Here is a 26,162-nt window from a genome sequence, read left to right as displayed (position 1 = left end):
AAGATGCCCGCCCTGGCACGGGGCGGAAATAGCGATTCAAAGCTTGGCGTCGGCGGCACCTATCCCAGCCGCTGGCGAGCATTTCATTCCTGGAGCACAAGATGAGCATGACCAATCAACCTTCGAAGGCGCGCAGACGCCTGCTGGCCGCTGGCGTGGCACTGGCCGCCGGCATTGCCGCCGTGGGCGGCGCGCAGGCACAGGGCACCTATCCGACCAAGCCGATCACGATGATCGTGCCGTTCTCGGCCGGTGGCACCACCGACATCCTGGCGCGTATCGTCAGCCTGCAGCTGGGCAAGGCCCTGGGCCAGCCCGTGGTGGTGGACAACCGTCCGGGCGCGGGCGGCAACATCGGCGCTTCGCTGGCCGCCAAGGCCCCGGGCGACGGCTACACGCTGTTCATGGGCACCATCGGCACGCACGCCATCAACCAGTCGCTGTACTCCAAGCTGCCGTACGATCCGGTGAAGGATTTCGCGCCGATCACGCGCGTGGCCATGGTGCCGAACATCGTCGTGGTGAACCCGAAGGTGCCGGTGCACAACGTGAAGGAACTGATCGCCTACGTGAAGGCCAACCCGGACAAGCTGTCGTACGGCTCGTCGGGCAGCGGCTCGTCGATGCACCTCTCGGGTGAGCTGTTCAACTCGATGACCAACCTGCACATCCAGCACATTCCGTACAAGGGCAGCGCCCCGGCCGTGAACGACCTGCTGGGCAACCAGATCGGCCTGATGTTCGACAACATGCCGTCGTCGTACCCGCACGTGAAGGCCGGCAAGCTGCGCGCCATCGCCGTGACCTCGGGCAAGCGCTCGCCGGCCCTGCCGGACGTGCCGACGGTGGCCGAAGCCGGCGTGCCCGGCTATGAAGCCACGTCGTGGTTCGCGCTGTACGCCACGGGCGGCACGCCGCAGCCGATCGTCGACCGCCTGAACGCCGAAGTGGTGAAGATCCTCGCCATGCCGGAAGTGAAGAAGCAGATGGCCGAACAAGGCGCCGAGCCGAACCCGGAAAAGCCGGCCCAGCTCGCCGCCTTCATGAAGTCCGAGTCCGCCAAGTGGGCCAAGGTCGTGAAGGCCTCCGGCGCGACGGTGGACTGATCGTTGCAGCACTGAAGCACGCAGTACGCAGTAAGCAGTACTGGGAACCGGCCCGATGGGCCGGTTTTTTTATGCCCAAGAAAAAGCCCGCAAACCAGTTGCGGGCAGAAATCCCAGGTCCCGGAGGGACAGGAGGAGACAACCGACACGGGCCGGTGTGCGGGAAATCAGGCCAGGCTGTACTTGACCACTTGTTCCTCGACACCGACAAAGCGCACGAGCTGGCGCAGCCCGCTCGCGTATTCCTTGATGTGATGCCCTTCCGGCGTGTCGGGCAGCCGGTAGTAGATCGGGGCCGAACCGGCGCGGGCGCGGGCCGCGAGGACAGGCGCGGCGGCCTCGCCAGCGGCGGAGCCTTCGGTGAATTCCGGTCTTGCGTTCATAGACAACTCCCGGGAGACGCATGACGCGGAACGTTGGGCCGGCAAAGGGGCGCGCGCATGCGGGTGGCAATGTCTGGAATGTATTGCAAGCGGTCGGGAAATGCCATTTCGTTTTTTTTAGATCTGTTTCGAGACAATTGACTAAATTGTCATAAATAGACGCCGGCGCGCATTGCCGATGCCTGGGGCGCAACAAGCGCGTATCCCATGGGTTAACGGCATGACGCCGCGTGACTTGCGCGTTACCATACCGGGCAGCTTCGCCGCGACCTCACCCGCTCATCGCGGGGCAGGGTCGCAACCTTCATGCCAGGCTCCCGCACCCAGATCCCGCCTCATGTCTACCCAGCACGCCCTGTTGATTTCGCTGATCGAAAAGCCGTCCTCCGGCTACGACCTCGCGCGCCGGTTCGACAGGTCCATCGGCTATTTCTGGCACGCCACGCACCAGCAGATCTATCGGGAACTGGGCCGCATGGCCGATCACGGCTGGATTGCGGCCGATGAGCAGGGCAATGGCGCGAGCAATGGCACCAACGGCGGCGAGCCCGCCGAGGCCGATGGCGTGGAGAAGAAGAGTCGCAAGAAGGTGTATCGCGTGTTGCCGGCTGGTCGCGACGAACTGGCGCGCTGGGTGCTCGCCCCCGGGCTGGGGATCGATCAGCGTGAGGAAATTCTGGTGAAGCTACGTGCAGATGCTGCAATCGGGCCACTGGGACTGGCCGACGAGATGGCACGGCTGATCGCGCTGCATGAGGCGCGGCTTGAGACGTTTCTCAAGATCGAGCAGAAGGACTTCGCGGCCGGGCAGGCCGACCGCACGCGGCAGATTCATCATGCGCTGCTCAGGCGCGGCATCCGCTATGAGGAAGACTGGGTGAAGTGGGCCAAGGACCTGCTGCCGCTGCTAGCGGCTCCCGCCGCCAGCGACAACACGTAACTGCTACCGTCAGGCCACGTCGAGCGCGGAGGCCGCGCTGGCCGGGGCGGCTTCGGCCAGACCGAGGCGACGGCGAGCGAGTGCATACTCCTCCACAAATCGACGCACCAGTTCACCGGCCGGCACCACGCGCTTGATCGCGCCCACGCCCTGGCCTGCGCCCCAGATGTCCTTCCACGCCTTGACGCTCGCCGAGCCGAAATTCATCTTCGAGGCATCGGAGGTCGGCAGGGCTTCCGGGTCCAACCCCGCGCGCACGATGCTGTTGCGCAGGTAATTGCCGTGTACGCCCGTGAACAGGTTGGAATAGACGATATCGTCCGCCGAGCTGTCGACGATCATCTGCTTGTAGGCGTCCTGCGCGTTCGCTTCCTGGGTGGCGATGAAGGCCGAGCCGATATAGGCAAGGTCCGCCCCGGCGGCCTGCGCGGCCAGCACGGCGTTGCCACTGGCGATGGCGCCGGACAGCAGCAGCGGGCCATCGAACCATTCCCGGATTTCATGCAGCAGCGCGAACGGCGACAGTGTGCCGGCATGGCCGCCCGCGCCGGCCGCCACGGCGACCAGCCCGTCCGCGCCCTTCTCGATCGCCTTGCGCGCGAAGGTGTTGTTGATGACGTCATGCAGCACGATGCCGCCGTAGGAATGCACGGCGTCATTGACTTCCTTGCGCGCGCCGAGCGAGGTGATGACGATGGGCACCTTGTAGCGCACGCACAGTTCCAGGTCGTGCTCCAGGCGGTCGTTGGACTTGTGCACGATCTGGTTCACCGCGAACGGGGCGGAAGGACGGTCTGGGTGCCTGGCGTCGTGCTCGGCCAGTTCCGTGGTGATGCGGTCCAGCCATACCTCGAGCTTCTCGGCCGGGCGTGCGTTCAGCGCCGGGAACGAGCCGACCACGCCGGCCTTGCACTGGGCGATCACGAGGTCGGGATTGGAAATGATGAACAGCGGCGAGCAGACGGCCGGCAGTGACAGGTTCTGGAGCAGGGCGGGAAGGGCCATGATGGGATTCCTCTGATCTCTAATAGATGGGGCGTGGAAATACGAGTCGCTCAGGCGCCCCGCAAGATGTGTTTCTGGGCGCCGAGGCGGGCGCCCATGGCCTCGCCCAGCGCCTGCAATGCGCTCAGCGGGCGCACCATGACTTCGAATTCGACGATCTTGCCGGTGGCATCGAAACGGATCATGTCGATGCCCTTCAGCGCCTTGCCGGCCACATTGGCACTGAATTCGAGCACCACGCTCGCCTGGTCGTCGCCGACGAAGCTGCGGTGGTAGCGGAAGTCCTCGAAGACCTCGTTCACCGTGGTCAGCACCAGCTGGATGGCGGCGCGGCCTGGGTAGGGCGTGTGCGCCACGGGTGAACGAAACACCACTTCGTCGGCGACGATGCTATCGAGCGCGTCCATATTGTGGGTGGCGATCATCGTGTGCCACGTGTCCAGCGATTGCGCCGCGGCGGGCGCGAGTGAGAGGTTTCGCATCGGGTCTCCTCCGATCACGTCGAAAGTCGTAGTGGAATCTGCTCTATGCAACTGGTTGCATAGTGAGTGGCAAGGTATCACGACGCGGAGGCGTTTTGCAAGCGGCAGGCAGCTTCGTGTGCCGGGTTGTCTACAATGCACGCATCGCCGTTTTTCGCGGCGCGTCATCCAGGAGCACTCTTGACCACGCCTTCCGGGGCCGACCCGCAACCCGATGCCCTGTTCGACGCCGACCTCGACGCCTGGCGCCGCCAACCCGAGCGCGCCTTCGATGGCTGGCTGGCCAGCCATGGTTTCCGGCACGGCACCGCCGTTGTCTATCGGGCGATGTGGGGCAAGCTGCTGCGCTGGTCCGGCGAGCAGGGTTTGCCGCCGCTGACGTGGTCGGCGGGCCAGATTGGCGCGTTTCTCGATGCCCAGGACCTGCACAAGCGCCATCGTTATCGTTATGCGCGGCTGATCGAGCGCGTGTTCCACCATCTCTCGCTGCTGCAACAGAACTTGCACAATCCCGCGAGTCAGGCGGTGAAGAATCATCTGACGGAGGGGGATAACGACCCCACGGCATTCCTGCTGCCGGGCGAGCGCGATCTGCTGGTGGCGCGCGTGCTGTCGCCCGATGGGCTCGAGCGGCCGGACCTGTCGCGCGGCATTTCGCCTACGCAGTGGAAGCGCGCGCGCGACGTGGCGCTGATCGCCGTGCTGCTGGGTGGCGGCCTGAAAGTGGCAGAGGTGCGCGCGCTGCGCGTGGAAACCATCGACGGCTTGGAGGAAGGGGCTGGCGATGGTGGAGAGGGCGCCGTGCTGGCCCTGCGCATGGTGCGCCCGGACAACGGTCGCGCCTATACCGTGCCGCTGTTCCCGTTCGCCGAGGTGCCGCTGCGCCACTGGCTGGCGCTGCGCGCGGCCGCCGGCACGCTCGGCGAACTGGTCTTTCCGGCGATGGCCAATGGCCGGCCGATGCATGCGGCTTCGATCTACCGTCGCGTGGAGCTTCTATTAGAAGAGGCCGGCGTGCTGGCCGGGCGGCGCGAGCGGGCGTCGCCGCAGACGCTGCGCAATACGTGCGGTGCGATGCACTTCGATGCCGGTACTGCACCGGCCAAGGTGGCCCAGGTGCTCGGCATGCGCGATCTGGAGTCCGGCTGGCGGCTGCACGCCGCCTATGAGGCGTGGCAGGCACGTGCCGGCCTGCCGCCGACCCGGTCCGCCGCGCCTCAGCCGTCTTGACGATGGCGCTGTGACGCAGCCGTGATATGTTGGGCGTAACCCGCGCCGGCTATGATGAGCGCCCCGCGCAAATGCGCCCGATCCGGCGCGTGGCATCGCCCCCGAATTCCTATTTCTGACCCTGATCCTTTCCATGGCTGAGACCTTACTGCTGACCGGTGCCACCGGCTATATTGCTTCCCACACTTGGGTGGCACTGCACGAAGCAGGCTACAACGTTGTCGGTATCGATAATCTCTGTAACAGCAACCGTGCAGTTGTCGAACGCCTGGCGCAGATTACCGGCGCGACGCCCAATTTCGTCGTAGGCGACGTGCGTGACCGCGCGCTGCTGGACAAGCTGTTCGCCGAACACAAGATTTCCGGTGCGATCCATTTTGCCGCGTTGAAGGCGGTGGGCGAGTCGGTGAGCCAGCCGATCGAGTATTACAGCAACAATCTCAACGGATTGTTGACGCTTTGCGCCGCGATGCAGTCGGCCAACGTGAAACAACTGGTATTCAGTTCGTCGGCCACGGTTTACGGGAATCCGCATGCCGTGCCGATCCTCGAGGATTTTCCGCTGTCCGCGACCAATCCGTACGGCCAGACCAAGCTGATGGGCGAGCAGATTCTGCGCGATATCGAGATTTCGGATGCGAGTTGGCGAATCGGATATCTCCGGTATTTCAATCCGGTTGGTGCCCATGACAGCGGGCTGATTGGCGAGGACCCGGGCGGCATTCCCAACAACCTGATGCCGTATGTGGCCCAGGTGGCGGGCGGGCGCCGGCAGAAACTGAGCGTCTATGGCGGCGACTACCCCACCGTGGATGGCACCGGCGTGCGCGACTATATCCACGTCTGCGACCTGGCCGACGGCCATGTGGCTGCGCTGAAATACTTGCGCGAGCAGCCGCGCGGCATGACCGTGAACCTTGGCACCGGCCGTGGCTACAGCGTCCTGGAGGTGGTGAAGGCTTACGAACGTGCGAGCGGCCGGCCTGTTCCTTATGAAATCGTGGCGCGGCGGCCCGGCGATATCGCTTCCTGCTATGCCGATCCGGCGCTTGCCCAGGAGTTGCTTGGCTGGCGCGCCCAGCATGACATCGACCGCATGTGCGAGGACTCGTGGCGCTGGCAGTCAATGAATCCGAACGGGTTTACCGGCTGAGCGATGACGGGGCGCGTACCCGTTTCTGCGGCAGCGGGATAACCGACGCGCAACAAAAAACCGGGCCTTGGCCCGGTTTTTTGTTGGTGCGGTGACGCGGCGATCAGCGGATCAGGAAATCTTCCACCGTTTTGCCGTTGGCCAGGGCCTGGGTCAGCCAGCCCGGGCGCTTGCCGCGGCCGGTCCAGGTATTGCCGGCGCTGTCGCGATAGCGCACCGGCACCTTGCGCGCGGCCTTCTTGCTGGCCACGGCCTTGCCGCTGCCAAATCCGAGATCGTCGGCGGTCAGGCCATATTGTTCGATTTTTTCGCGAATATCGGCAATCACAGTCGCCTGCTCGCGCGACTTGATCTCTTCCGCCTGCTTCTGCAGTTCGCTGATTTTCTGAACGATTTCCTGATAGGTCGCCATTTCCAAGCCTCTATTTATAGATGGGTCCGCGAATTGTCGAGGGCATTATAACCGCTGCACCCCGCCCTGCAAATCCCTTTTCCGCGCCAGGGGCCAATTTGCGAAAAGTCTCAAATCACTTAATCTCCTGAACTTTTATCAGGGAGGGCTGTCGCCGCCGGCATTTGCCGGGGCAATCGAGTAACGCCAGCGCGAATACCCGGGTGGTCAGGATAACCATCGATTCGGCACGGCAGCGCGCGGCCCGTAGATGCAAAACGGCGCGATATTCGGCGGACGCTGAACTGGCCTGCCGACGCGTTTCGGATTCTGCCGCATTTGAGACGATTCGCCTGTTTGAGTCGGCCGTTTTGTGCAGTGCATCCGGGGCATATGTGCGGTGTATGCCACCGCATTTTGCGCATTTGCCTCGGGTGCCTTATCCGCACAGTGAATTCGATTTGCCGGTTGCCTCAAGGATGGTTGAGACCGCGCCGTTATCGTGTCTTGAGCAGGCTGCCAGGGGTGTCCGCCTGCCGGACCGGTGCCGGGAGGGCGCCGGGTTTCCTCCTATTCATTCAGCGAATCATGTCCTTTCACAACGATATTCAGATCAAGACCCTTTTGCGGGGCGCCATGGTCGTGCTCACCGCCATCCTGCTGCTGGTGGGCGGGGCCGGGCTGCATGGCATCTCGCAAACCAATGATGCGCTGAAGGAAACCTATTCGAACCAGCTTGCCTCGGCGCTTGCGCTGAGCGAGGCGATGCTGGGCACCACCCGCGTGCGCCTGGCGCTGGACCGTGGCGTCATGCCCGGCAGCGAAAGCGACGACATGAAGAAGAACGTGGACCGCTCCATGATCTTCGTCGAGTCGTCCAACGCCGGCTGGAAGCGCTATTCGGCGCTGCCCCAGGGCGATGAGGAAAAGGCGCTCGCCACCCCGCTGGGCGTCGCGCGCCAGGCTTTCTTCGAGAAGGGCGTGACGCCGCTCCAGCAGGCGCTGGTCGCCGGTAACCGCGAAGAGTCCCTGCGCCTGGCCCGCGACGTGCTGCCCGACCTCCAGCGCACGATGGCCACGGCCCACGAGAAGCTCGAGAAATTCCAGATGAACGTGGCCAAGGGCAGCTTCGAAGGCGCCCAGGCCCGTTTTGAGAGCATTCGCCTGTTGTCGATCGTCCTGATTGTGGCCGGAACCGTCGTTGCCATCCTGGCGGCCGTGATGCTGCAACGTGCGATCGTGCGCCCGGTGGAGGAAGCGCTCGACGTGTTCGAGCGCATGGCGCGCGGTGACCTGACCTCGCGCATCGTCAGCATGTCGAAGAACGAGATCGGCCGGATGATGCAGGCGCTGGCGAAGATGCAGGAGAGCCTGTCGGGCATCGTCGCCGAAGTGCGCGGCGGTACCGATTCGATTGCCTCGGCCACGCAGCAGATTGCCGCCGGCAACACCGACCTGTCGCAGCGCACCGAGGAACAGGCGTCGTCGCTGGAGCAGACCGCGGCGAGCATGGAGGAACTGACCACGGTGGTGCGCCAGAACGCCGACAACGCGCGCCAGGCTGGCGTGCTGGCTGGCGAGGCGTCGCAGATCGCCATGAAGGGTGGCGACGTGGTGGGCCGCGTGGTGGATACGATGAACGAGATCAACGGCGCGTCGCGCAAGGTGGTCGAGATCATCGGCGTGATTGAAGGCATCGCCTTCCAGACCAACATCCTGGCGCTGAATGCCGCCGTGGAAGCGGCGCGGGCCGGTGAACAGGGCCGTGGCTTTGCCGTGGTGGCCGGCGAGGTGCGCAGCCTGGCGCAGCGCAGCGCCAACGCCGCCAAGGAAATCGAGACGCTGATCGGCGAATCGGGCCAGCGCGTGGAAAGCGGTACGCGTCTGGTGGCCGAGGCCGGCCAGACCATGGGCGAGATCGTCCAGGCCGTGCGTCGCGTGACGGACATCATGAACGAGATCGGCGCGGCGTCGCAGGAGCAGACCACCGGCATCGAGCAGGTGAATCAGGCGGTGAACCAGATGGACCAGGTGACGCAGCAGAACGCGGCGCTGGTCGAGGAAGCGGCGGCTGCCGCCGGTGCGCTCGAGGAACAGGCGCAGAAGCTCAAGAACGTGGTGTCGGTGTTCACGCTGGGTGGCGAGGACGGTCGTCGCGCCGCCGCGCCGGCCCCGGTGCATGCCGCGCCGAAGCTGGCCATGTCGTCGCCCGCGTCGGGCCCGGCACGCGCTGCCGCCCGCCCCGCCAGCGCACGGCCGCCGGTGGTGCGCAAGTCACGCGAGTCGCAGCTGGTGCGCCCGCAGTTGTCGGCGTCGGGGGCGGCCCCTGCCTCGCGCGCGGACGACGACTGGGCCGCGTTCTGATCGCCCAATCATCGTTTGAAGTAAGCGCTTGACTGTTCCCATGGCGGAGACACGATGCCGTGATACGGGCCGCCCGATGGCCCGCATCGAGGGTATGCCGGCATCCGTGCCCGCCACAAACGCGCCGCCCCCATGACTGCCACGACTTACAGCCTCCTGATGCTTGCGTCCGTGCTCGGCCTTGCCGCCGCGCGCGCGCGCCGCACGGCATCGGGCGACCGCACGCCGGGCCGCAAGGCCGCGCGCAGCCTGACGTGGTCGGCGGCATTGATGTCGCAGGCCACGCTCGGCATGCCGGTCTGGGTGGCCATCGCCTCCGGCACGCTCACCGCCGCCAATGACGGCGTGAAGATGGCCGCCACGTTCGTGGCGACGCTGGCGGCGACGGCCATCGTCGCGCAAGTGATTCCGCCCATCTTCCATTGGTTCCGCCAAGGCCGACGCGGCTGGGGTGTGGCCGTGGCGCTGGCGATGGCGTCCGGCGCCGGCCTGGTGGCCGTGGCTGGCGCGCGCCTGGGAGGCGTGTGCGGCGGCACGGGCTTGAGCGCCCGCGCCTGCGTGGAAGCGACCGGGCTGCCCGCACCGGCCTGGCTGGCCGGCGGGTTGGCGCTGCTCTGCGCGGCGATGTTCGCGGTGCACCGCGCGCAGTCGCGCGGCTGGCTGCCGGCTGGCGTCGAGCCGGTTCTGGCGGGCGATGGCATCGACGAACTGCCTGCCGGCATGGTCTCGCGCCAGGAGCAGCGGGCAGGGCGGCGCGGCCTGTCGCGCATTCCCGGCCTGACCGTGCGGCCCGCCGCGCGTGGACAGGCACCGGTCGGCGAGTACAGCGTGACGACCGACCTCCCGGACCGCAACGCGTTCGCGCGGTGGCTCGACCAGACCATCGCCCATGCGCGGCTCTCCGACACCGGCTGCGCGGTGCTGCTGATCCATATCGCCGATTTCCGCGAGGTGGACGAAGTATTCGAGGTGCGCGCCGACGACATCCTCGCCCAGGATGCCGGCGCGCTGGCGCAGGCCGCGCTGGAGCCGCACGACTTCCTGGCCCGACTGGCGCGCGACGAATTCGCCGTGGGCGTGCCGGAACTGGTGCAACACAGCCGGGCGCATGAACTGGGCTCGCGCGTGCTCGGCTCTCTGGCGGAGTTCGTGGCGGCGCGGGGCTTGCAGATGCAGATCGGCGTGAATATCGGCATCGCCATCTATCCGCGCGACGCGCAGACCTCCGAGGCGCTGATGCAGGCCGCCCGCGTGAGCCTGGCGGAGGCGCGCGAGAGCGGCTCCAACCAGGTGCGCGTGTTCAATTCCGCCGCCGGCGAGCGCGCGCGCCGTATGCGCGTGATCCGGCGCGACCTCTGGCTGGCCATCCAGGACGACGGCCTGCGGCTGATGTACCAGCCCAAGTTCGATGTGAAGACCCGCCGCGTGGTGGGCGCCGAGGCGTTGTGCCGCTGGCGCCATCCCACGCTGGGCGCGGTCAATCCGGCCGAATTCATCATGGTGGCCGAGCAGTCGGGCCAGATCGACAAGCTCGACGACTGGGTGATCGCCACGGTCTGCGCGCAGGTGCGCCAGTGGCACGATGCCGGGCTGCCCATCGTGCCGGTGGCGATCAATGTGTCCGGGTTGCGCTTCGCGAGCCGGAATTTCCCGCAGTACCTGCTGGAACAGATCCACCAGCACGACATTCCGCCTTCGGCCATCACGCTGGAGATTACCGAGACGGCGGCGATGAAGGACATCGGCAAGTCGCTGGAGACGCTGGCGGAACTGCAGGCGCTGGGCATTCAGGTGGCGCTGGACGACTTCGGCAGCGGCTATTCAAGCCTGGGTTACCTGAAGCGGCTGCGCGTAGGCACGCTCAAGATCGACCGGACGCTGATCGGCGGGCTCGATACGGACCCGCAGGGCCGCGCGATCGTCGGCTCCATGGTGGCGCTGGCGCACGAACTGCGCATGAAGGTGGTGGCGGAGGGCGTGGAGTCGAACTCGCAGCTGGACATCCTGCACGGCATGGGCTGCGACGAAGTGCAGGGCTTCCTGATGGCGCTGCCGCTGGAGCCGTCGGCGTTCGCCGACACCCTGCACGGCGCTGAACCGCTGCGCGCCTGACCTCGCGCCGGGATCCCCGGATTAGAAGTTTTCCTCTAATCGACGCGTTGTTGCCTCAAATCCGGGCACGAACGGGTCGATATGCTGAAGACAGGCAGTGGCACGCGTACCGCGTGCACACGGCTGGCCCGTCCGTCGCCAGCAGCCTGGGCGCGCGCGCGCCTCTTGCACGCACGCAGGCGGACCAACTTTTACCCCGGAGTCCCCCCATGTCCCTCCCGAGCATTCTCGTCGTCGACGATTCGCCTTCCCTTCGCCGCATGATCGGCGCCTGCCTGCGGGCTGGCGGCTACACGGTGACGGAGGCCGCCGACGGCAAGGAGGCCCACGAGGTGGCGCTGGAAGGGCGCTTCGGGATGCTGGTGACCGATCAGGTGATGCCCGGCATGGACGGCCTGGCGCTGATCCGCGCGCTGCGGGCGCTGCCGGACTATGCCGGCGTGCCGATCCTGATGCTTTCCACCGAGCACGACGACCGCATCCGCGATCAGGCCCGCGAGGCTGGCGCGTCCGGTTTCCTGGCCAAGCCGTTCGATCCGGAAGAACTGATGGCGTCGGTGGAAGCCTTGCTGGCCTTGCCGACCCCTCCCACGGAGGGGTAATGTCGTGGGCCATGTCGCCCTTCATTCACCCCGTTTGCTGCCGTAAATACTGGAGGGCCATAGCAGGTGTCCGGCGCGCGCCGGCTGCCTCTGGCCGCATATTGTGGGTCGCAAATCGCGGGTCGCCACAAGCCAAGGGGCACGGAACCCCGGCCTCGACCCATCCAGCCAGCGGGGGCAACCATGAATACGAGCATCAACAAGGCAGACGGCGCGGGTGAAGAATTCCTCGCGTTCCGCCTCGGTCGCGAAGAATACGGCATCGACATCCTGAAGGTGCAGGAGATTCGCGGCTACGAATCGGTGACGCAGATCGCCAACGCGCCCGCCTATCTGAAGGGCGTGATCAACCTGCGCGGCATCATCGTTCCCATCATCGACCTGCGCATCAAGTTCAATCAGGCCGAGGTCAGCTACGACCAGTACACCGTGGTGATCATCGTTGATCTCCATCAACGCACCACCGGCATCGTGGTTGACGGCGTGTCAGACGTGCTGACGCTGGCGCCGGCGCAGATCAAGCCCGCCCCGGCACTCTCCGGCGGCGTGGACACCGAATACATCCGCGGGCTGGGCTCGCTCGAAGGCCGCATGCTGATCCTGGCGGACATCGAGAAGTTGATGAACATCGACGACCTCGCCGCCATCGACGCCGCGGCCAGCAGCCACTGATCCCCACTTCACACCGGCCCACGGCGCGTACGCCTGACAAAGCGCGCTGGCGCCCACGGCTTTCACGCAGCAACGAGACATGCGCAACAACCAGCCTGTAACCCAACGCGAGCACCTGCTCTCGCCGAACGACTACCTGATTTCGCGAACCGATCTCAAGGGACGGATCACGTTCGCGAACCGGGCGTTCATCGAGACCAGCGGCTTCACGGCGGAGGAGCTGCTTGGCGCGGCGCATAACCTCGTGCGCCATCCCGACATGCCGCCGGAAGCGTTCGCCGATCTCTGGCGCGCCCTGGAGGCCGGCCAGTCCTGGACCGGCGTGGTCAAGAACCGCCGCAAGGACGGCGACCACTACTGGGTGCTGGCCACCGTCACGCCCACGCGCGTGGCAGATCGTGTGGTGGGCTACACCTCGGTCCGGGCGATGGCCAGCCGGGAGCAGATCGACGCCACCGCCGCGCTGTACCAGCGCTTCCGGGAGAACCGGGCGCGCGGGCTGGCGATTCGCGATGGCGCGGTGGTGCGCACGGGCCTCGCCGGGCTGCTGGGCCGCCTGACGCGCGTGGACCTCAAGCGCCGCATCCTCTGGGCCCAGCTGGCCGGACTGGTCTGGTTCCTGGCGGCTGCGGGCGGCGCGCACTGGCTCGCGCCGGAGGCCGCTGCGCAACTGTGGCCGTGGCTGTGGGGCGCCTTCGGGCTGGCCGTGCTGTCCTCGTTCGCGGCGGGCTCGATGCTGGTGACGCGGGTGGAGCGCCCGGTCGGCGAGATGCTCGACTTCGCCCTGCGCATGGGCGCGGGCGACCTGACCACTGGCTTCGACCACGAATCGAACGATGAAATCGGCGCGCTGGCGCGGGCCATGCGCACGATGCAGCGCAGCCTGCTGTCCGTGGTGCACGACATCCACGAAGGCATGGCGAGCATTTCCACGGCCACGCACGAGGTGGCGGCCGGCAACAACGACCTGTCGCAGCGTACCGAGCAGCAGGCGGCCTCGCTCGAAGAGACCGCCTCGAGCATGGAGCAGCTGACCAGCACGGTCCGCCAGAACGCGGACAACGCCCGCCAGGCGACCGGACTGGCCGCCAATGCCTCGGACACCGCCGTGCGCGGCGGTGACGCCGTGGGCCGCGTGGTGCAGACGATGGACGAGATCAACGAAGCCTCGCGCAAGATCGTCGACATCATCGGCGTGATCGAAGGCATCGCCTTCCAGACCAACATCCTGGCCCTGAATGCCGCCGTGGAAGCGGCGCGGGCCGGGGAGCAGGGTCGGGGGTTTGCCGTGGTGGCGGGCGAGGTGCGCAGCCTGGCGCAGCGCAGCGCCAACGCGGCCAAGGAAATCAAGGGCCTGATCGGCGACACCGTGGCGCGCGTGGAGAACGGCGCGGCGCAGGTGAGCGACGCAGGCGCGACCATGGACGAGATCGTGCAGGCCGTGCGCCGCGTGACCGACATCATGGGCGAGATCAGTTCGGCATCGGCGGAGCAGAGTTCTGGCATCGAACAGGTGAACCAGGCCGTGGCGCAGATGGACGAGGTGACGCAGCAGAACGCTGCGCTGGTGGAGCAGGCCGCTGCCGCGGCCGGCGCACTGGAAGAACAGGCCAACCGGTTGCGCGAGTCGGTATCCACCTTCCGCGTCAGCATGCAGGCCGAAGTCCGGCCGGCGCGCCCGCGCAAGGGTTTGCCGGCGCCGGAAGTGGGAAGCGGAGCCGGGTACGCAAGTATCTGAACGTCAAGACGCCGCGGGCACAACGTGGCGCCAGGAACGGGGTAAGAGCGGCCTAGCGGCCGCGATAACAACGCGGGAGGCGGCAACCGATGCCCATCCCGGTCTTTTTTGACAGAAGGGGGTAGTTCTATGCAGTGGTTCAATCAACTGCGCGTTACGACCAGGCTTATTGCCGGCTTCCTGGTCGTTTCCGTGATCGGCGCCATCATCGGCCTGCTGGGCGTTGTCAATATGGGGCGCATGGCGGAATGGACCGGCAAGATCTACAACAGCGATCTGCAGGCCCTGAAGGCCGTGCAGGACGGCAATATCAACCTCGTCTACGCCAGCCGCTCGCAGATCGCGCTGCTGTCCGCCTCGACGATGGGCGAGCGCGCCACCGAGCGCGAGACCATCGAGAAATCGCTGGCCGCCATGGAAGCGCGCGTGAAGGCCGCCAAGGACTCGTTCACCTCGCCGGAAGGCCAGGCGATGGTCAAGCAGTATGAAACGCTGGTGCCGGCCTTCCGTGAACGCATGGAGAAGTACGTGGCGCTGGTCGGCAAGCAGCCGCTGGACACGTCGCAGTTCGAATCCACCGTGTTCACCGAGAGCGCGGACCTGCTCAAGGACAGCCGCGCGCTGGAAGACGTGCTGTTCAAGATGGTCAAGCGCCGCGACGAGCGCGCCAAGCTCAACATGGACGAATCGACCAGCGTCTATAACAGCTCGCGCGTGCTGATGCTGATCCTGGTGGTCGGCGGTCTGGCGCTTTCCGTGCTGCTGGGCTGGTTCCTGGCGCGTCAGCTGTCGAAGCAGCTGGGCGGGGAGCCCGATTACGCAGCGTCGATCGCCTCGCAGATCGCCGATGGCGACTTCTCGGGCAAGGTGGCGCTGCGCAACGGCGACCGTGGCAGCCTGCTGCTGGCGATGAGCCAGATGCAGGAGCAGCTGTCGTCGATGGTGCGCGAGTTCAAGGAATCGGCGGAATCGATTGGCACGGCATCGCGCGAGATCGCGGCCGGCAACAACGACCTGTCGCAGCGTACCGAGCAGCAGGCGGCCTCGCTCGAGGAAACCGCATCGAGCATGGAAGAGCTGACCAGCACGGTCCGCCAGAACGCCGACAACGCGCGTCAGGCCAGCGGGCTGGCCGCCAATGCCTCGGAGACCGCCGTGCGCGGTGGCGAGGTGGTGGGTCGCGTGGTGAAGACGATGGACGAGATCAACGAGGCCTCGCGCAAGATCGTCGACATCATCGGCGTGATCGAAGGCATCGCCTTCCAGACCAACATCCTGGCGCTGAACGCCGCCGTGGAAGCGGCGCGTGCCGGCGAACAGGGCCGCGGCTTTGCCGTGGTGGCTGGCGAGGTGCGCAGCCTGGCGCAGCGTAGCGCCAATGCGGCCAAGGAAATCAAGGGCCTGATCGGCGACACCGTGGCGCGCGTGGACAACGGCGCAGCGCTGGTGGGCCAGGCGGGCACGACCATGGGCGAGATCGTCCAGGCCGTGAAGCGCGTGACCGACATCATGGGCGAGATCAGCGCGGCCTCCGCCGAGCAAAGCTCGGGCATCGAACAGGTGAACCAGGCCGTGGCGCAGATGGACGAGGTGACGCAGCAGAATGCGGCGCTCGTGGAGCAGGCCGCTGCGGCGGCCGGCTCGCTGCAGGATCAGGCGTCGAAGCTCCAGGATTCGGTGTCGGGCTACAAGCTGTCGCATGACGATGTGGCGCCGTCGGCGCCCGCGCTTGGCCTGTCGGCCGCCCCTGCGGCGCGTTCGGCGGTCCGGCCCGGCGTCAAGGCGGTGACCTCGGCGCTGAAGGGTGCCAAGGCCCGTGGCGCGCGTAACAAGGCCGCTGGCACGGCGCTGGTCGTGGCCGGTGCCGGTGCGGCGGCAGCGGAAGCCGCCGACGACACGGCAGCGACCGAGCCGAAGCTGTTGCGTCCGTCCGCCACGGCGGCCGGTAATGGATCCGACAACGGCGACTGGAGCGCATTCTGACCGGCGCCACGCCGCTCTGATTGCCGTGCCCAGTCGCGCCGTGCGCCCCGGCTGCAGCGTTGTAAAAGCTGCGCCGGGGCGCGTTTGCATGCGATGACATCATGACTACCGATATCAACCTGTCGCTGTCGGCCGAAGCCACGGCAAGGCTGCGCGCGGACTTCGACGCCTTTGTAAAAGTTTCCACCGGCATCGATCCGCAGTTCGTGCCGCCCGCGTTCGATGACTTCCTGCGGGCGCGGCTGATGCAGCAGGACGGCCCGCTGACCGAGCGCGCCGTGATGCGGCTGCTGGCCAGCGGCGAGTACGGCTGGGCCAAGAAGGTCTTCGACAAGCAGCTCCCCAACGCGCTGGCGGCGCTGATGCGCGACGCGCAGCGCTTCGGCTTCGGCCTGGCCATCCAGCCCGACTGGACGCCGCAGCAGCGCGTGGAGCACGCGCGCGAGTGGGCCACGCAGATCCTCACCGAGGCCGGCGCCGACGCCGCCTTCACCGAAGCGCTGGCCGCGCAGATTTCTGCCTCCGCCATCGACATCCGCACGCTGGAGGAACGCATGCGCACCCCGGCGTGGCGGATATCCGACAGTCTTCGCCAACGCGCGTATGACGTCATGTACGCGTTGCAGACTGAGCAGAGCGAGGCGCTGGGCCGCAGCAAGGTGGGCGAGATGCGCGCGCTGCTGGGCCTTGCGTTGGAGTACGGCTCGGTCAGTGCCGATGAGGCCGCACGCATGCTCGAGCAAGTGGAGCGTGCGCGACCCCAGCTGTTCCGCGAGGCGCCTGACGACGTCTTCGCGCGGCTTGCCGCATGGTTGCGGCGCGTGTTTAGCCAAGGCGCGATGGTTCGTCAATAGTGGAATCTGCGGGGCGCTGTTTGGCCATGTCATGTCCACCGCACAAGGCGTGTATCCGTTTGGTACACGATGCGTTACGTGCTTGAGCACGCTTGATGTAAACCACAAGCAGGCGTGTGCTGGTGTTACAAATTCGGCGGGCCATGTCTTTTCCATGCGACATTTGCTGGACCCCAACTCAAGTAGGGATTGGCATTCCGGGCCGATTGCCGATATAAACGTAACAGTTTCACTTACACTCTGTAACAGATGTAACGTTTCTGAGAGAAGGTGTAACCGGGCGAAGTTCTTTCGTAGTACGTCGTACCCATCGAACACGCACTAAACGATCTGGTCGCCGGCAAGGGTCCTCACGGACACGAAGCTGGTAAGCGCCGGACAAGCGGTCGAAGGGTTTTGGTAGCGGGGAAAAATTGGAAAGCAGTGAAGTTCTCCAGGAGATCAGGGAGGTCAATCTCGCCTATCTTCTGCTCGCGCAAAGACTGGTGCGCGAAAACCAGGTGGAAGCCATGTTCAGGCTTGGCGTCAGCAAGGAAATTGCCGACATTCTTGCCAAACTGACCTCGGCGCAACTCGTCAAGCTGGCAGCATCGAACATGGTGCTGTGCCGTTTCCGCTTTGACGATCATGCGCTGCTGTCCACGCTCACCCACACGGCCAAGAGCCATGATATGCAGCAGATCCACGCTGCTATCCTGCTTGCCCGGCAACCTGTGGAGTCGCTCAATTGACCGCGCTCCTACAGGCCCAGCCGGCCCGCAGCTTTACGGCCACACCGGCACCTAACCGGAAAAGCGTCCTGCAGGACGCGAACCAGACCCAGCTCGCCATCGAGCTGATTGGCCTGGGCGCGCGCCTGCAGGTGCTGGAAGCCGAGACTACGCTCTCGCGCGACCGGTTGATCCGCCTCTACAAGGAGCTGCGGGGCGCCTCGCCGCCCAAGGGCATGCTCCCGTTCTCGACAGACTGGTTCACCACCTGGCTGCCGAATATCCATTCGTCCCTGTTCTTCTCCGCGTACCAGTTCATGGTGCAGGAAGGCGAGACGTCGGGCATTCGTGCAGTAGTGGCCGCTTACCGTCTGTACCTCGAGCACGTTTCGCTGCTGGGCGGCGAAATTGTCTTAAGTTTCACCCGTGCCTGGACGTTAGTACGGTTTTTCGAGAGCAATATGCTGCAGCTTTCCTCGTGCACATGTTGCGGCGGACAGTTCGTCACGCACGCTTATGAGCCGCACGCGAACTTCGTGTGCAGCCTGTGCCGTCCGCCGTCGCGTGCTGGGAAAGTGAAGAAGCTCTCGAAGGACGCCGCAGCCACGCAGACTGAAGCCTGATCCATCGGGCCAGACGTCCGCGCGGCAATCGGGCTCCCCGGGACGGGTGAGCGGTGACCCCGCTCGCCCCTACAGGATGCCCGTGCGTGCCTGACGCGTGTTTTTCAGACGGGGATCCGATCGTGCTAGTAGTTATTGGCTATGTCGTCGTGGTGGCATCGGTGCTGGGCGGTTATGCCATCACCGGCGGCCACATGGGCGCGCTTTATCAACCGGCGGAGCTCATCATTATCGGCGGTGCCGCCTTGGGCGCCTTCGTGAGCTCCAACAGCGGCAAGGCCATCAAGGCCACCATGAAGGCCATGCCGATGCTGCTGCGTGGCTCGAAGTACAACAAGGAGTTGTACCTCGACATCATGGCACTGCTGTACGTGCTGCTCTCCAAGGCCCGCCGCGAGGGCATCCTGTTCCTCGAGAAGGAAATCGCCGACCCGGCGGCCAGCAGCGTGTTCAGCCAGTATCCGCGCATCCTGGCCGATGCGGTGATGATGGAATTCCTCACCGACTATCTGCGCATGATGGTCAACGGCAACATGAACGCCTTCGAGATCGAGGCGCTCATGGACCACGAAATCGAAACGTACCGCCACGAGGCCGAGATTCCCGCCCATGCGCTGTCGCGCGTTGGCGACGGCCTGCCGGCCTTCGGCATCGTGGCCGCGGTGATGGGCGTGGTGCACGCACTGGCCTCGGCAGACCTGCCGCCGGCCGAGCTGGGCGCCCTCGTGGCCCACGCCATGGTCGGCACGTTCCTCGGCATTCTGCTGGCGTACGGCTTCGTCTCGCCGCTGGCCTCCCGCGTGGAGCACCAGGTGTCCGAGAGCGTGAAGATGTACGAGTGCATCAAGGTCACGCTGCTCGCCTCGCTCAATGGCTACGCGCCGCTGGTGGCGGTGGAATTCGGCCGCAAGGTCCTGTACTCCACGGTGCGGCCGTCGTTCCTCGAGCTCGATGACCACGTCCGCGAAGTCAAGAGCCTGACCTGACCGGAGAGACGTCATGAGCAGCGCCCAGGATCTGCGTCCGATCATCATCCGCAAGGCCAAGTCGCACGCCAAGCCGCATGGCAACCACAGCTGGAAGATTGCCTACGCCGACTTCATGACGGCGATGATGGCCTTCTTCATGGTGATGTGGCTGCTGAGCTCGGTCTCGCCGAAGACGCTGGAAGGCGTAGCGGAGTACTTCCGCACGCCGCTGAAGGTGGCGATTGCCGGCGGCGACAAGAGCAGCATGTCGAAGAGCGTCATTCCCGGCGGCGGCAAGGACGTGCAGGCCAAGGACGGCGAGGTGATGCGCGCGCAGACCAACGATCCGTCCGACGCCCAGCGCCGGCGCGACCAGATGGACACCGAGCGCCTGCGCGCCCTGAAGGGCCGTCTCGAACAGATCATCGAGAACAACCCGGTGCTGCGCCAGTTCCGTCCGCAGCTGCTGCTGGACATCACGAGCGAAGGGCTGCGCATCCAGATCCTGGATACGCAGAACCGGCCGATGTTCCGCACCGGCAGCGCCGCGGTGGAGCCGTACATGCGCACCATCCTGCGCGAGATCGGCCCGGTGCTGAACGAGATGCCGAACAAGGTGAGCCTGTCCGGCCACACCGACTCGGCCACGTACATGATGGGCGAGCGCGCGTACAGCAACTGGGAGCTGTCGGCGGACCGTGCCAACGCCTCCCGCCAGGAGCTGATTGCCGGCGGCATGCAGGAAGGCAAGGTGCTGCGCGTGCTGGGCCTGGCGGACACCATGCCGCTGGAGAAGAAAGACGTGCTGGCCCCGGTGAACCGCCGCATCAGCATCGTGGTGCTGAACAAGCGGGCCCAGGCGCAGTTCGAATCCGAAAACGCGAGCGCGGCCGAAGTGTCCGTGCAGGCGCAGAAGGGCCGTGCCGCAGAGGAGTTGCAGGCACAGGTGGAGCAGGCGCAGGCAGCATCCGCGCCGGCGGCCAGGCCGTCCGGCAGCGGCGCTGCAGGCAAGGGCAAGATCGAATGAGGCGTGCCGCCCGTCACAGGGCGGCACATCTTCCAGAGCAATTTAGCGAGTCAGGACGGTCATGTCTGTCGATATCGATATCACGCAGTTTTATCAGACCTTCTTTGAAGAGGCGGAAGAACTGCTCGTGGAAATGGAGCAGCTGCTGCTCGGGCTGGACATCGAGTCCCCCGATTCGGAAGAGCTGAACGCCATTTTCCGTGCCGCGCACTCCATCAAGGGCGGCGCCGCCACCTTCGGCTTCGCGGCACTGACCGCGACCACCCATATTTTCGAGAACCTGCTTGACCGTACGCGTCGGCGGGAACTGGCCCTCAACCGGGTCATCATCGACACCTTTTTGGAAACCAAGGACGTGTTGCAAGATCAGCTCAACGCCTACCGCAACGGCACCGAACCCGATCCGGAAACGCTGGCGCGCATCTGCGCCGTCCTGCAGCAGCTGGCCGAGGAAGCCGGCGGCGAGCCGGGCCATGCGCCGGTGGCCGCTGCCGCTCCGGCCCCCGTGGCCGCCGCACCCGCTGCCGGTGGTGGCGCTGGTAACCTGAAGATCAGCCTGCTCAAGGTATCGGCCGGCGACCAGGCGCTGCTGCGCGAGGAAATCGCCAACCTGGGCGAGATCACCGGCCAGCAGGAAGCCGATGGCGACCTCGTCATCTGGCTGAACAGCCAGTGCAGCGCCGACGACATCATCGCGGTCTGCTGCTTCGTGATCGACGACAAGCAGATCACCGTAGAAACCGTGGCTGCTGGTGCTGCGCCGGCCGCCGCCGCAGCACCCGCCCCGGCCCCGGTGGCCGCGCCGGCACCTGTAGCCGCTGCGCCGGCCGCCGCCGCGCCTGCCAAGGACAAAGAAAAAGAGAAGGCCAAGCCGGCCGCCGGCGCCGCCGCGCCGGATTCCGGCTCGATTCGCGTGCCGACCGAGAAGGTCGACCAGATCATCAACCTCGTGGGCGAACTGGTCATCACGCAGTCGATGCTGGCACAGACCGCTTCGTCGCTGGACCCGGTGCTGTTCGACCGCCTGTTCTCGGGCATGGGCCAGCTGGAGCGCAATGCGCGTGACCTGCAGGAAGCGGTGATGTCCATCCGCATGATGCCGATGGACTACGTGTTCTCGCGCTTCCCGCGCCTGGTGCGCGACCTGGCCAGCAAGCTCGGCAAGCAGATCGACCTGGTCACGTTCGGCAAGGCGACGGAACTCGACAAGAGCCTGATCGAACGGATCATCGACCCGCTGACCCACCTGGTCCGTAACAGCCTGGATCACGGCATCGAGACCCCCGAAAAGCGCGTGGCCGCCGGCAAGGAGCCGACGGGCCAGCTGATCCTCTCCGCGCAGCACGCGGGCGGCAACATCGTCATCGAAGTGAGCGACGACGGTGGCGGCCTGAACCGCGAGCGCATCCTGGCCAAGGCGATCCAGAACGGCCTGCCGGTGTCCGAGAACATCAGCGACGAGGAAGTCTGGCAGCTGATCTTCGCGCCGGGCTTCTCGACGGCCGAGGTGGTCACCGATGTGTCCGGCCGCGGCGTGGGCATGGACGTGGTCAAGCGGAACATCCAGGAAATGGGCGGGCACGTGGAAATCGCGTCGCGCCCGGGCAATGGCACCACCACCCGCATCGTGCTGCCGCTGACGCTGGCGATTCTGGACGGCATGTCGGTGCGCGTGGGCGAGGAAACCTTCATCCTGCCGCTGAACTGCGTGATGGAGTCCCTGCAGCCGAAGTCCGAGGACGTGCACACCGCCGCCAACGGCGAGCGCGTGATGAACGTGCGTGGCGAATACCTGCCGCTGCTGGAGCTGCACAAGGTCTTCAACGTGACCGGCGCGCTGCAGGAGCCGACGCAGGGCATCGCCGTGATCCTGGCCGCCGAGGGCAAGCGCTTCGCGCTGCTGGTGGACCAGCTGATCGGCCAGCACCAGGTGGTGCTGAAGAACCTCGAAACGAACTATCGCAAGGTGCCCTGCATCTCGGCCGCCACGATCCTCGGCGACGGCAGCGTGGCGCTGATCGTGGACGTGGGCGCGCTGCAGCGCACCGGCGTGCGCCGCCAGGACGCGGTTGCACAGTAACTGACAGCATAGCGACAGCAAAGGAGCACTGACATGGCCGGCATCGGACACATCGATACCCAGGCGGGCGAAGCCTCTGGCCAGGAATACCTGGTCTTCACGCTCGGCACCGAGGAATACGGCATCGATATCCTGAAGGTGCAGGAGATCCGCAGTTACGAGACCGTCACCCGCATCGCGAACGCCCCCGGCTTCATCAAGGGCGTGACCAACCTGCGCGGCGTGATCGTCCCGATCGTGGACCTGCGCCTGAAGTTCGACCTCGGCAACGTGCGCTATGACCACCAGACCGTGGTGATCATCCTCAACGTGGCGGGCCGTGTGGTCGGCATCGTGGTGGATGGCGTCTCGGACGTGCTCACGCTGACCGGTGACGATATCAAGCCGGCGCCGGAGTTCGGCGTGTCGGTGTCGAACGAGCACCTGACCGGCCTAGGCTCGGTGGAAGGGCGCATGCTGATCCTGATCGATATCGAACGCATGATGACCAGTTCCGAGATGGAGCTGGTGGAAGCCGAACTGGCCTGATCGGGCCAGCCGGCAGATCGCCCCCGAAGTCTCATTAGATTTACCCGCCGCGACCCGGCACTCCACGAAGATACACACCATGACGCCGCTCCGTTCTTCCTCCAGCGCCATCGGGAAGCCAGGCGCGGTTGCCGCCCCCGCCGCGCCGGTGCTGGCGCCGCTGCGCGACGACATGCGTGACTTCCTGCTCACCGAGCATGATTTCGAGAAGGTGCGCGCGCTGATTCACAAGCGCGCGGGCATCTCGCTCGGCAGTCACAAGCGCGAGATGGTCTACAGCCGGCTCGCGCGGCGCCTGCGCTCGCTGGGGCTCGCCGATTTCGGCAGCTACCTGGCCCTGCTCGAGTCCGATGATCGCTCCCAGGAATGGGAGTTCTTCACCAACGCGCTGACCACGAACCTGACCTCGTTCTTCCGCGAGGCGCACCACTTCCCGCTGCTGGCCGAGCATGCCAAGAAGGTTGGCCGGCCCTACAGCGTGTGGTGCGCGGCGGCCTCGACGGGCGAGGAGCCGTACTCGATCGCCATCACCCTGGCCGAGGCACTCGGTGACCGCGCCGGTTCGGTGCTGGCCACCGACATCGACACACAGGTGCTGGCCAAGGCCCGCGCCGGCGTGTACACGGCCGAGCAGGTGGGTCGGCTCTCGCAGGAACGGCTGAAGCGCTTCTTCCTGAAGGGCACCGGCGCACGTTCGGGCTCGGTCAAGGTCAAGCCGGACCTGGCGTCGACGATCGCGTTCGAGCCGCTGAACCTGCTGGCGCCGGAATGGGGATTGCGCGAGAAGTTCGACGCCATCTTCTGCCGCAACGTGATGATCTACTTCGACAAGCCGACCCAGGGCCGCATCCTGGAACGGTTTGCCCCGTTGCTCAAGCCGAATGGCCTGCTGTTCGCCGGCCATTCCGAGAATTTCTCGTATGTCACGCGCGCGTTCCAGCTGCGTGGGCAGACGGTATACGAACTGGCCGGCAAGGGCGGCAGCGGAGGTGCATGATGCGTACGCCCCAGATGCCGGAAGCCATTGCCACGCGCAAGTATTTCGACCGCGAGTTCGGCAAGCAGGCCATCAAGCTGCTGCCGAACGAGTACTACGTGAGCGGCGAGGACGTGGTGCTGACCACGGTGCTCGGCTCTTGCGTGGCCGCCTGTATCCGTGACGAAGTGGCGGGCGTGGGCGGCATGAACCATTTCATGCTGCCGGACGACGAGAACGCCGGGCCGGACCGCATGCTGTCCGCCTCGATGCGCTACGGCTGCTACGCGCTGGAAGTGCTGATCAATGAACTCCTGAAGATGGGCGCCCGACGCGAGCGCCTGGAAGCCAAGGTTTTTGGCGGCGGCGCGGTGCTGGCGAACATGACGACCCTCAATATTGGGGATCGGAATGCCGATTTTGTATTGAAGTACCTGAAGACCGAAGAGATTCGACTGGCGGCGCAGGATCTGCGTGGCCCGCACGCGCGACGGGTGAGTTATTTCCCGCGCAGTGGCCTGGCGCTGGTGCGCCGGCTGACACGACAAGACGATACGGTAGGCGTGGAACGCGAGGAGCGTGCGCTGGCACGCGCGATTTCCACCTCCACGAAGGCGCCCGTACGAGGCGCAGTGGAATTGTTCACGCGGCAGGCCACGGCAAGGGTGCCGACCTGAAAATGAGACGTAGAGACCAGATATGACCGCCGCGAAGATCAAGGTGCTGTGCGTGGATGATTCCGCGCTTATCCGCAGCCTGATGACCGAGATCATCAACAGCCAGCCAGACATGGAAGTGGTGGGCACCGCCCCCGACCCGCTGGTGGCGCGCGACCTCATCAAGCGCCTGAACCCGGACGTGCTGACGCTGGACGTGGAAATGCCGCGCATGGACGGCCTCGACTTCCTCGAGCGCCTGATGCGCCTGCGGCCCATGCCGGTGCTGATGGTGTCGTCGCTGACCGAGCGCGGGTCCGAAATCACCATGCGCGCGCTGGAGCTGGGCGCGGTGGATTTCGTCACCAAGCCCAAGCTGGGCATCCGCGACGGGCTGATGGAGTACACGGACACCATCGCCGACAAGATCCGCGCGGCGTCGCGCGCCCGGGTGCGGGCCCCCCGCGCCGAGGGCGCGGCCGAAGGCGCCTCGCCGGCGCCGCTGCTGCGCACGCCGTTGCTGTCGACGGAAAAGCTGATCATCGTGGGCGCGTCCACGGGCGGCACCGAGGCCATCAAGGAATTCCTGATGCCGCTGCCGCCGGACTGCCCGGCCGTGATGATCGTCCAGCATATGCCGGCCGGCTTCACGAAGTCGTTCGCGCAACGGCTGAACGGCCTGTGCCGCATCACGGTCAAGGAGGCCGAGCACGGCGAGCGCGTGCTGCCGGGCTATGCGTACATCGCGCCGGGTGACTCGCACCTGTTGCTGGCGCGCAGCGGCGCCAACTACGTGGCGCACCTGTCGCAGGAAGCGCCGGTGAACCGGCACCGCCCGTCAGTCGACGTGCTGTTCGACTCCGCCGCCGTGCATGGCGGCAAGAACGTCACGGGCGTGATCCTGACCGGGATGGGCAAGGACGGCGCGCGCGGCATGCTGCGCATGCGCGAGGCCGGGTCCTACAACCTTGCGCAGGACGAGCAGTCCTGCATCGTGTTTGGCATGCCGAAGGAGGCCATCGCCACCGGCGGCGTGCATGAAGTAGTGCCCTTGCATTCGATGAGCCAGCGCGTCATGGCGCACCTGGCCACCTTCGGTGCGCGGGCGCAGCGCGTGTAGGGCACCGACCCTGGGCACGCGCCGGGCGCAGTTTTCGTATTTGTTATCCACAACCGTATTGGAGCCGTATAGTGGACAAGAACATCAAGATCCTCGTGGTCGACGACTTCCCGACCATGCGTCGGATCATCCGTAACCTGCTCAAGGAACTCGGTTTCACCAACGTGGAAGAAGCCGAGGACGGCGCCGCCGGCCTGGAGAAGGTGAAGGACGGCAGCTTCAATTTCGTCGTGTCCGACTGGAACATGCCGAACATGGACGGCCTGACCATGCTGCAGTCGATCCGCGCGATTCCCGAGATCGCCAAGACGCCGGTGCTGATGGTGACCGCCGAGGCCAAGAAGGAAAACATCATTGCTGCAGCGCAGGCTGGCGCCAATGGCTATGTGGTGAAGCCGTTCACCGCGGCGACGCTGGACGAGAAGATCACCAAGATCTTCGAGAAGCTGGGTCAGTAAG

At 65.8% G+C, this 26,162-nt stretch carries 25 protein-coding genes; 21 read left to right on the top strand and 4 right to left on the bottom strand.

What is annotated here, in order from left to right:
* Window positions 1-101: 101 nt before the first annotated feature.
* Window positions 102-1,106 carry a Bug family tripartite tricarboxylate transporter substrate binding protein gene (locus tag BM115_RS16550; protein WP_092295988.1) on the top strand — a complete coding sequence of 335 codons (1,005 nt, stop codon included), beginning with the start codon at window positions 102-104 and terminating at the stop codon, window positions 1,104-1,106.
* 167 nt (window positions 1,107-1,273) lie between these two features.
* On the opposite strand, the gene BM115_RS16545 is transcribed toward BM115_RS16550, so the two are convergent.
* Entirely contained in the window at window positions 1,274-1,489 is a 216-nt protein-coding gene (locus BM115_RS16545) for a hypothetical protein (protein WP_092295985.1), read from the bottom strand.
* A gap of 337 nt (window positions 1,490-1,826) precedes the next feature.
* On the opposite strand from BM115_RS16545, the gene BM115_RS16540 reads away from it, so the two are divergent.
* Complete coding sequence (locus tag BM115_RS16540) at window positions 1,827-2,429, top strand: PadR family transcriptional regulator (protein ID WP_092295982.1); 603 nt, start codon at window positions 1,827-1,829, stop codon at window positions 2,427-2,429.
* Between the two features lie 9 nt (window positions 2,430-2,438).
* On the opposite strand, the gene BM115_RS16535 is transcribed toward BM115_RS16540, so the two are convergent.
* Together BM115_RS16535 and BM115_RS16530 are read right to left on the bottom strand one after the other, a co-directional pair.
* Window positions 2,439-3,434: an NAD(P)H-dependent flavin oxidoreductase gene (locus BM115_RS16535; RefSeq protein WP_092295979.1), complete on the bottom strand. Its 996-nt coding sequence runs from the start codon at window positions 3,432-3,434 to the stop codon at window positions 2,439-2,441.
* 50 nt (window positions 3,435-3,484) lie between these two features.
* Window positions 3,485-3,916, bottom strand: a complete 432-nt coding sequence (locus BM115_RS16530) for a nuclear transport factor 2 family protein (protein ID WP_092295976.1) — start codon at window positions 3,914-3,916, stop codon at window positions 3,485-3,487.
* 135 nt (window positions 3,917-4,051) lie between these two features.
* On the opposite strand from BM115_RS16530, the gene BM115_RS16525 reads away from it, so the two are divergent.
* A complete protein-coding gene (locus BM115_RS16525; protein WP_143093908.1) occupies window positions 4,052-5,146 on the top strand; it encodes a tyrosine-type recombinase/integrase in 1,095 nt (364 codons plus the stop codon).
* 133 nt (window positions 5,147-5,279) lie between these two features.
* Window positions 5,280-6,299 carry a UDP-glucose 4-epimerase GalE gene (gene galE, locus BM115_RS16520; RefSeq protein ID WP_092295970.1) on the top strand — a complete coding sequence of 340 codons (1,020 nt, stop codon included), beginning with the start codon at window positions 5,280-5,282 and terminating at the stop codon, window positions 6,297-6,299.
* A 103-nt stretch (window positions 6,300-6,402) separates the two neighbouring features.
* On the opposite strand, the gene BM115_RS16515 is transcribed toward galE, so the two are convergent.
* Window positions 6,403-6,711 (bottom strand): H-NS histone family protein, encoded by a 309-nt coding sequence (locus BM115_RS16515; protein WP_092295967.1) that lies wholly within the window; start codon window positions 6,709-6,711, stop codon window positions 6,403-6,405.
* A 567-nt stretch (window positions 6,712-7,278) separates the two neighbouring features.
* Here BM115_RS16515 and BM115_RS16510 point away from each other — a divergent pair.
* From BM115_RS16510 to cheY, 17 genes are all read left to right on the top strand, one after another.
* Window positions 7,279-9,054: a methyl-accepting chemotaxis protein gene (locus tag BM115_RS16510; RefSeq protein WP_092295964.1), complete on the top strand. Its 1,776-nt coding sequence runs from the start codon at window positions 7,279-7,281 to the stop codon at window positions 9,052-9,054.
* Between the two features lie 132 nt (window positions 9,055-9,186).
* Window positions 9,187-11,166 carry a putative bifunctional diguanylate cyclase/phosphodiesterase gene (locus BM115_RS16505; protein ID WP_092295961.1) on the top strand — a complete coding sequence of 660 codons (1,980 nt, stop codon included), beginning with the start codon at window positions 9,187-9,189 and terminating at the stop codon, window positions 11,164-11,166.
* 209 nt (window positions 11,167-11,375) lie between these two features.
* Entirely contained in the window at window positions 11,376-11,768 is a 393-nt protein-coding gene (locus BM115_RS16500; protein ID WP_092295958.1) for a response regulator, read from the top strand.
* 183 nt (window positions 11,769-11,951) lie between these two features.
* On the top strand, window positions 11,952-12,440 hold the full coding sequence (locus BM115_RS16495) for a chemotaxis protein CheW (protein WP_092295955.1): 489 nt from the start codon (window positions 11,952-11,954) through the stop codon (window positions 12,438-12,440).
* A gap of 79 nt (window positions 12,441-12,519) precedes the next feature.
* Window positions 12,520-14,178, top strand: a complete 1,659-nt coding sequence (locus tag BM115_RS16490; RefSeq protein WP_092295952.1) for a methyl-accepting chemotaxis protein — start codon at window positions 12,520-12,522, stop codon at window positions 14,176-14,178.
* Between the two features lie 129 nt (window positions 14,179-14,307).
* Window positions 14,308-16,161, top strand: a complete 1,854-nt coding sequence (locus BM115_RS16485; protein WP_092295949.1) for a methyl-accepting chemotaxis protein — start codon at window positions 14,308-14,310, stop codon at window positions 16,159-16,161.
* A 101-nt stretch (window positions 16,162-16,262) separates the two neighbouring features.
* Entirely contained in the window at window positions 16,263-17,015 is a 753-nt protein-coding gene (locus BM115_RS16480) for a DUF4088 domain-containing protein (protein ID WP_092295946.1), read from the top strand.
* A gap of 413 nt (window positions 17,016-17,428) precedes the next feature.
* Window positions 17,429-17,746: a flagellar transcriptional regulator FlhD gene (gene flhD / locus BM115_RS16475; protein ID WP_010812713.1), complete on the top strand. Its 318-nt coding sequence runs from the start codon at window positions 17,429-17,431 to the stop codon at window positions 17,744-17,746.
* Window positions 17,743-18,348: a flagellar transcriptional regulator FlhC gene (gene flhC, locus BM115_RS16470; RefSeq protein ID WP_092295943.1), complete on the top strand. Its 606-nt coding sequence runs from the start codon at window positions 17,743-17,745 to the stop codon at window positions 18,346-18,348. Before flhD ends, flhC begins: the two co-directional genes overlap by 4 nt.
* A 122-nt stretch (window positions 18,349-18,470) precedes the next feature.
* Entirely contained in the window at window positions 18,471-19,334 is an 864-nt protein-coding gene (motA, locus tag BM115_RS16465; protein WP_092295940.1) for a flagellar motor stator protein MotA, read from the top strand.
* Between the two features lie 13 nt (window positions 19,335-19,347).
* Window positions 19,348-20,343, top strand: a complete 996-nt coding sequence (motB, locus tag BM115_RS16460) for a flagellar motor protein MotB (RefSeq protein ID WP_092295937.1) — start codon at window positions 19,348-19,350, stop codon at window positions 20,341-20,343.
* 61 nt (window positions 20,344-20,404) lie between these two features.
* Entirely contained in the window at window positions 20,405-22,423 is a 2,019-nt protein-coding gene (cheA, locus tag BM115_RS16455; protein WP_092295934.1) for a chemotaxis protein CheA, read from the top strand.
* A gap of 33 nt (window positions 22,424-22,456) precedes the next feature.
* A complete protein-coding gene (locus tag BM115_RS16450; RefSeq protein ID WP_092295931.1) occupies window positions 22,457-22,951 on the top strand; it encodes a chemotaxis protein CheW in 495 nt (164 codons plus the stop codon).
* A 79-nt stretch (window positions 22,952-23,030) separates the two neighbouring features.
* Window positions 23,031-23,948: a CheR family methyltransferase gene (locus BM115_RS16445; protein WP_092295928.1), complete on the top strand. Its 918-nt coding sequence runs from the start codon at window positions 23,031-23,033 to the stop codon at window positions 23,946-23,948.
* A complete protein-coding gene (cheD, locus tag BM115_RS16440) occupies window positions 23,948-24,604 on the top strand; it encodes a chemoreceptor glutamine deamidase CheD (RefSeq protein WP_092295925.1) in 657 nt (218 codons plus the stop codon). Before BM115_RS16445 ends, cheD begins: the two co-directional genes overlap by 1 nt.
* 22 nt (window positions 24,605-24,626) lie before the next feature.
* Window positions 24,627-25,703, top strand: a complete 1,077-nt coding sequence (locus BM115_RS16435) for a protein-glutamate methylesterase/protein-glutamine glutaminase (protein ID WP_092295922.1) — start codon at window positions 24,627-24,629, stop codon at window positions 25,701-25,703.
* 71 nt (window positions 25,704-25,774) lie between these two features.
* The gene (gene cheY, locus BM115_RS16430; protein ID WP_144199859.1) at window positions 25,775-26,161 is read left to right on the top strand and encodes a chemotaxis response regulator CheY; all 387 of its coding nucleotides are present in this window, start codon (window positions 25,775-25,777) and stop codon (window positions 26,159-26,161) included.
* Window position 26,162 lies beyond the last annotated feature (1 nt).

The organism is Cupriavidus sp. OV096, from assembly GCF_900115455.1.
In the GTDB taxonomy this organism is placed as follows: Bacteria; Pseudomonadota; Gammaproteobacteria; order Burkholderiales; family Burkholderiaceae; genus Cupriavidus.
This window is presented reverse-complemented; position numbering and strand designations above follow the sequence as displayed.

What these genes read in the sequence shown, in the direction of transcription:
- BM115_RS16550 (WP_092295988.1), top strand. Translation starts at nt 102, where the DNA reads ATGAGCATGACCAATCAACCTTCGAAGGCGCGCAGACGCCTGCTGGCC.
- BM115_RS16545 (WP_092295985.1), bottom strand. Translation starts at nt 1,489, where the DNA reads ATGAACGCAAGACCGGAATTCACCGAAGGCTCCGCCGCTGGCGAGGCC.
- BM115_RS16540 (WP_092295982.1), top strand. Translation starts at nt 1,827, where the DNA reads ATGTCTACCCAGCACGCCCTGTTGATTTCGCTGATCGAAAAGCCGTCC.
- BM115_RS16535 (WP_092295979.1), bottom strand. Translation starts at nt 3,434, where the DNA reads ATGGCCCTTCCCGCCCTGCTCCAGAACCTGTCACTGCCGGCCGTCTGC.
- BM115_RS16530 (WP_092295976.1), bottom strand. Translation starts at nt 3,916, where the DNA reads ATGCGAAACCTCTCACTCGCGCCCGCCGCGGCGCAATCGCTGGACACG.
- BM115_RS16525 (WP_143093908.1), top strand. Translation starts at nt 4,052, where the DNA reads ATGCACGCATCGCCGTTTTTCGCGGCGCGTCATCCAGGAGCACTCTTG.
- galE (WP_092295970.1), top strand. Translation starts at nt 5,280, where the DNA reads ATGGCTGAGACCTTACTGCTGACCGGTGCCACCGGCTATATTGCTTCC.
- BM115_RS16515 (WP_092295967.1), bottom strand. Translation starts at nt 6,711, where the DNA reads ATGGCGACCTATCAGGAAATCGTTCAGAAAATCAGCGAACTGCAGAAG.
- BM115_RS16510 (WP_092295964.1), top strand. Translation starts at nt 7,279, where the DNA reads ATGTCCTTTCACAACGATATTCAGATCAAGACCCTTTTGCGGGGCGCC.
- BM115_RS16505 (WP_092295961.1), top strand. Translation starts at nt 9,187, where the DNA reads ATGACTGCCACGACTTACAGCCTCCTGATGCTTGCGTCCGTGCTCGGC.
- BM115_RS16500 (WP_092295958.1), top strand. Translation starts at nt 11,376, where the DNA reads ATGTCCCTCCCGAGCATTCTCGTCGTCGACGATTCGCCTTCCCTTCGC.
- BM115_RS16495 (WP_092295955.1), top strand. Translation starts at nt 11,952, where the DNA reads ATGAATACGAGCATCAACAAGGCAGACGGCGCGGGTGAAGAATTCCTC.
- BM115_RS16490 (WP_092295952.1), top strand. Translation starts at nt 12,520, where the DNA reads ATGCGCAACAACCAGCCTGTAACCCAACGCGAGCACCTGCTCTCGCCG.
- BM115_RS16485 (WP_092295949.1), top strand. Translation starts at nt 14,308, where the DNA reads ATGCAGTGGTTCAATCAACTGCGCGTTACGACCAGGCTTATTGCCGGC.
- BM115_RS16480 (WP_092295946.1), top strand. Translation starts at nt 16,263, where the DNA reads ATGACTACCGATATCAACCTGTCGCTGTCGGCCGAAGCCACGGCAAGG.
- motB (WP_092295937.1), top strand. Translation starts at nt 19,348, where the DNA reads ATGAGCAGCGCCCAGGATCTGCGTCCGATCATCATCCGCAAGGCCAAG.
- cheA (WP_092295934.1), top strand. Translation starts at nt 20,405, where the DNA reads ATGTCTGTCGATATCGATATCACGCAGTTTTATCAGACCTTCTTTGAA.
- BM115_RS16450 (WP_092295931.1), top strand. Translation starts at nt 22,457, where the DNA reads ATGGCCGGCATCGGACACATCGATACCCAGGCGGGCGAAGCCTCTGGC.
- BM115_RS16445 (WP_092295928.1), top strand. Translation starts at nt 23,031, where the DNA reads ATGACGCCGCTCCGTTCTTCCTCCAGCGCCATCGGGAAGCCAGGCGCG.
- cheD (WP_092295925.1), top strand. Translation starts at nt 23,948, where the DNA reads ATGCGTACGCCCCAGATGCCGGAAGCCATTGCCACGCGCAAGTATTTC.
- BM115_RS16435 (WP_092295922.1), top strand. Translation starts at nt 24,627, where the DNA reads ATGACCGCCGCGAAGATCAAGGTGCTGTGCGTGGATGATTCCGCGCTT.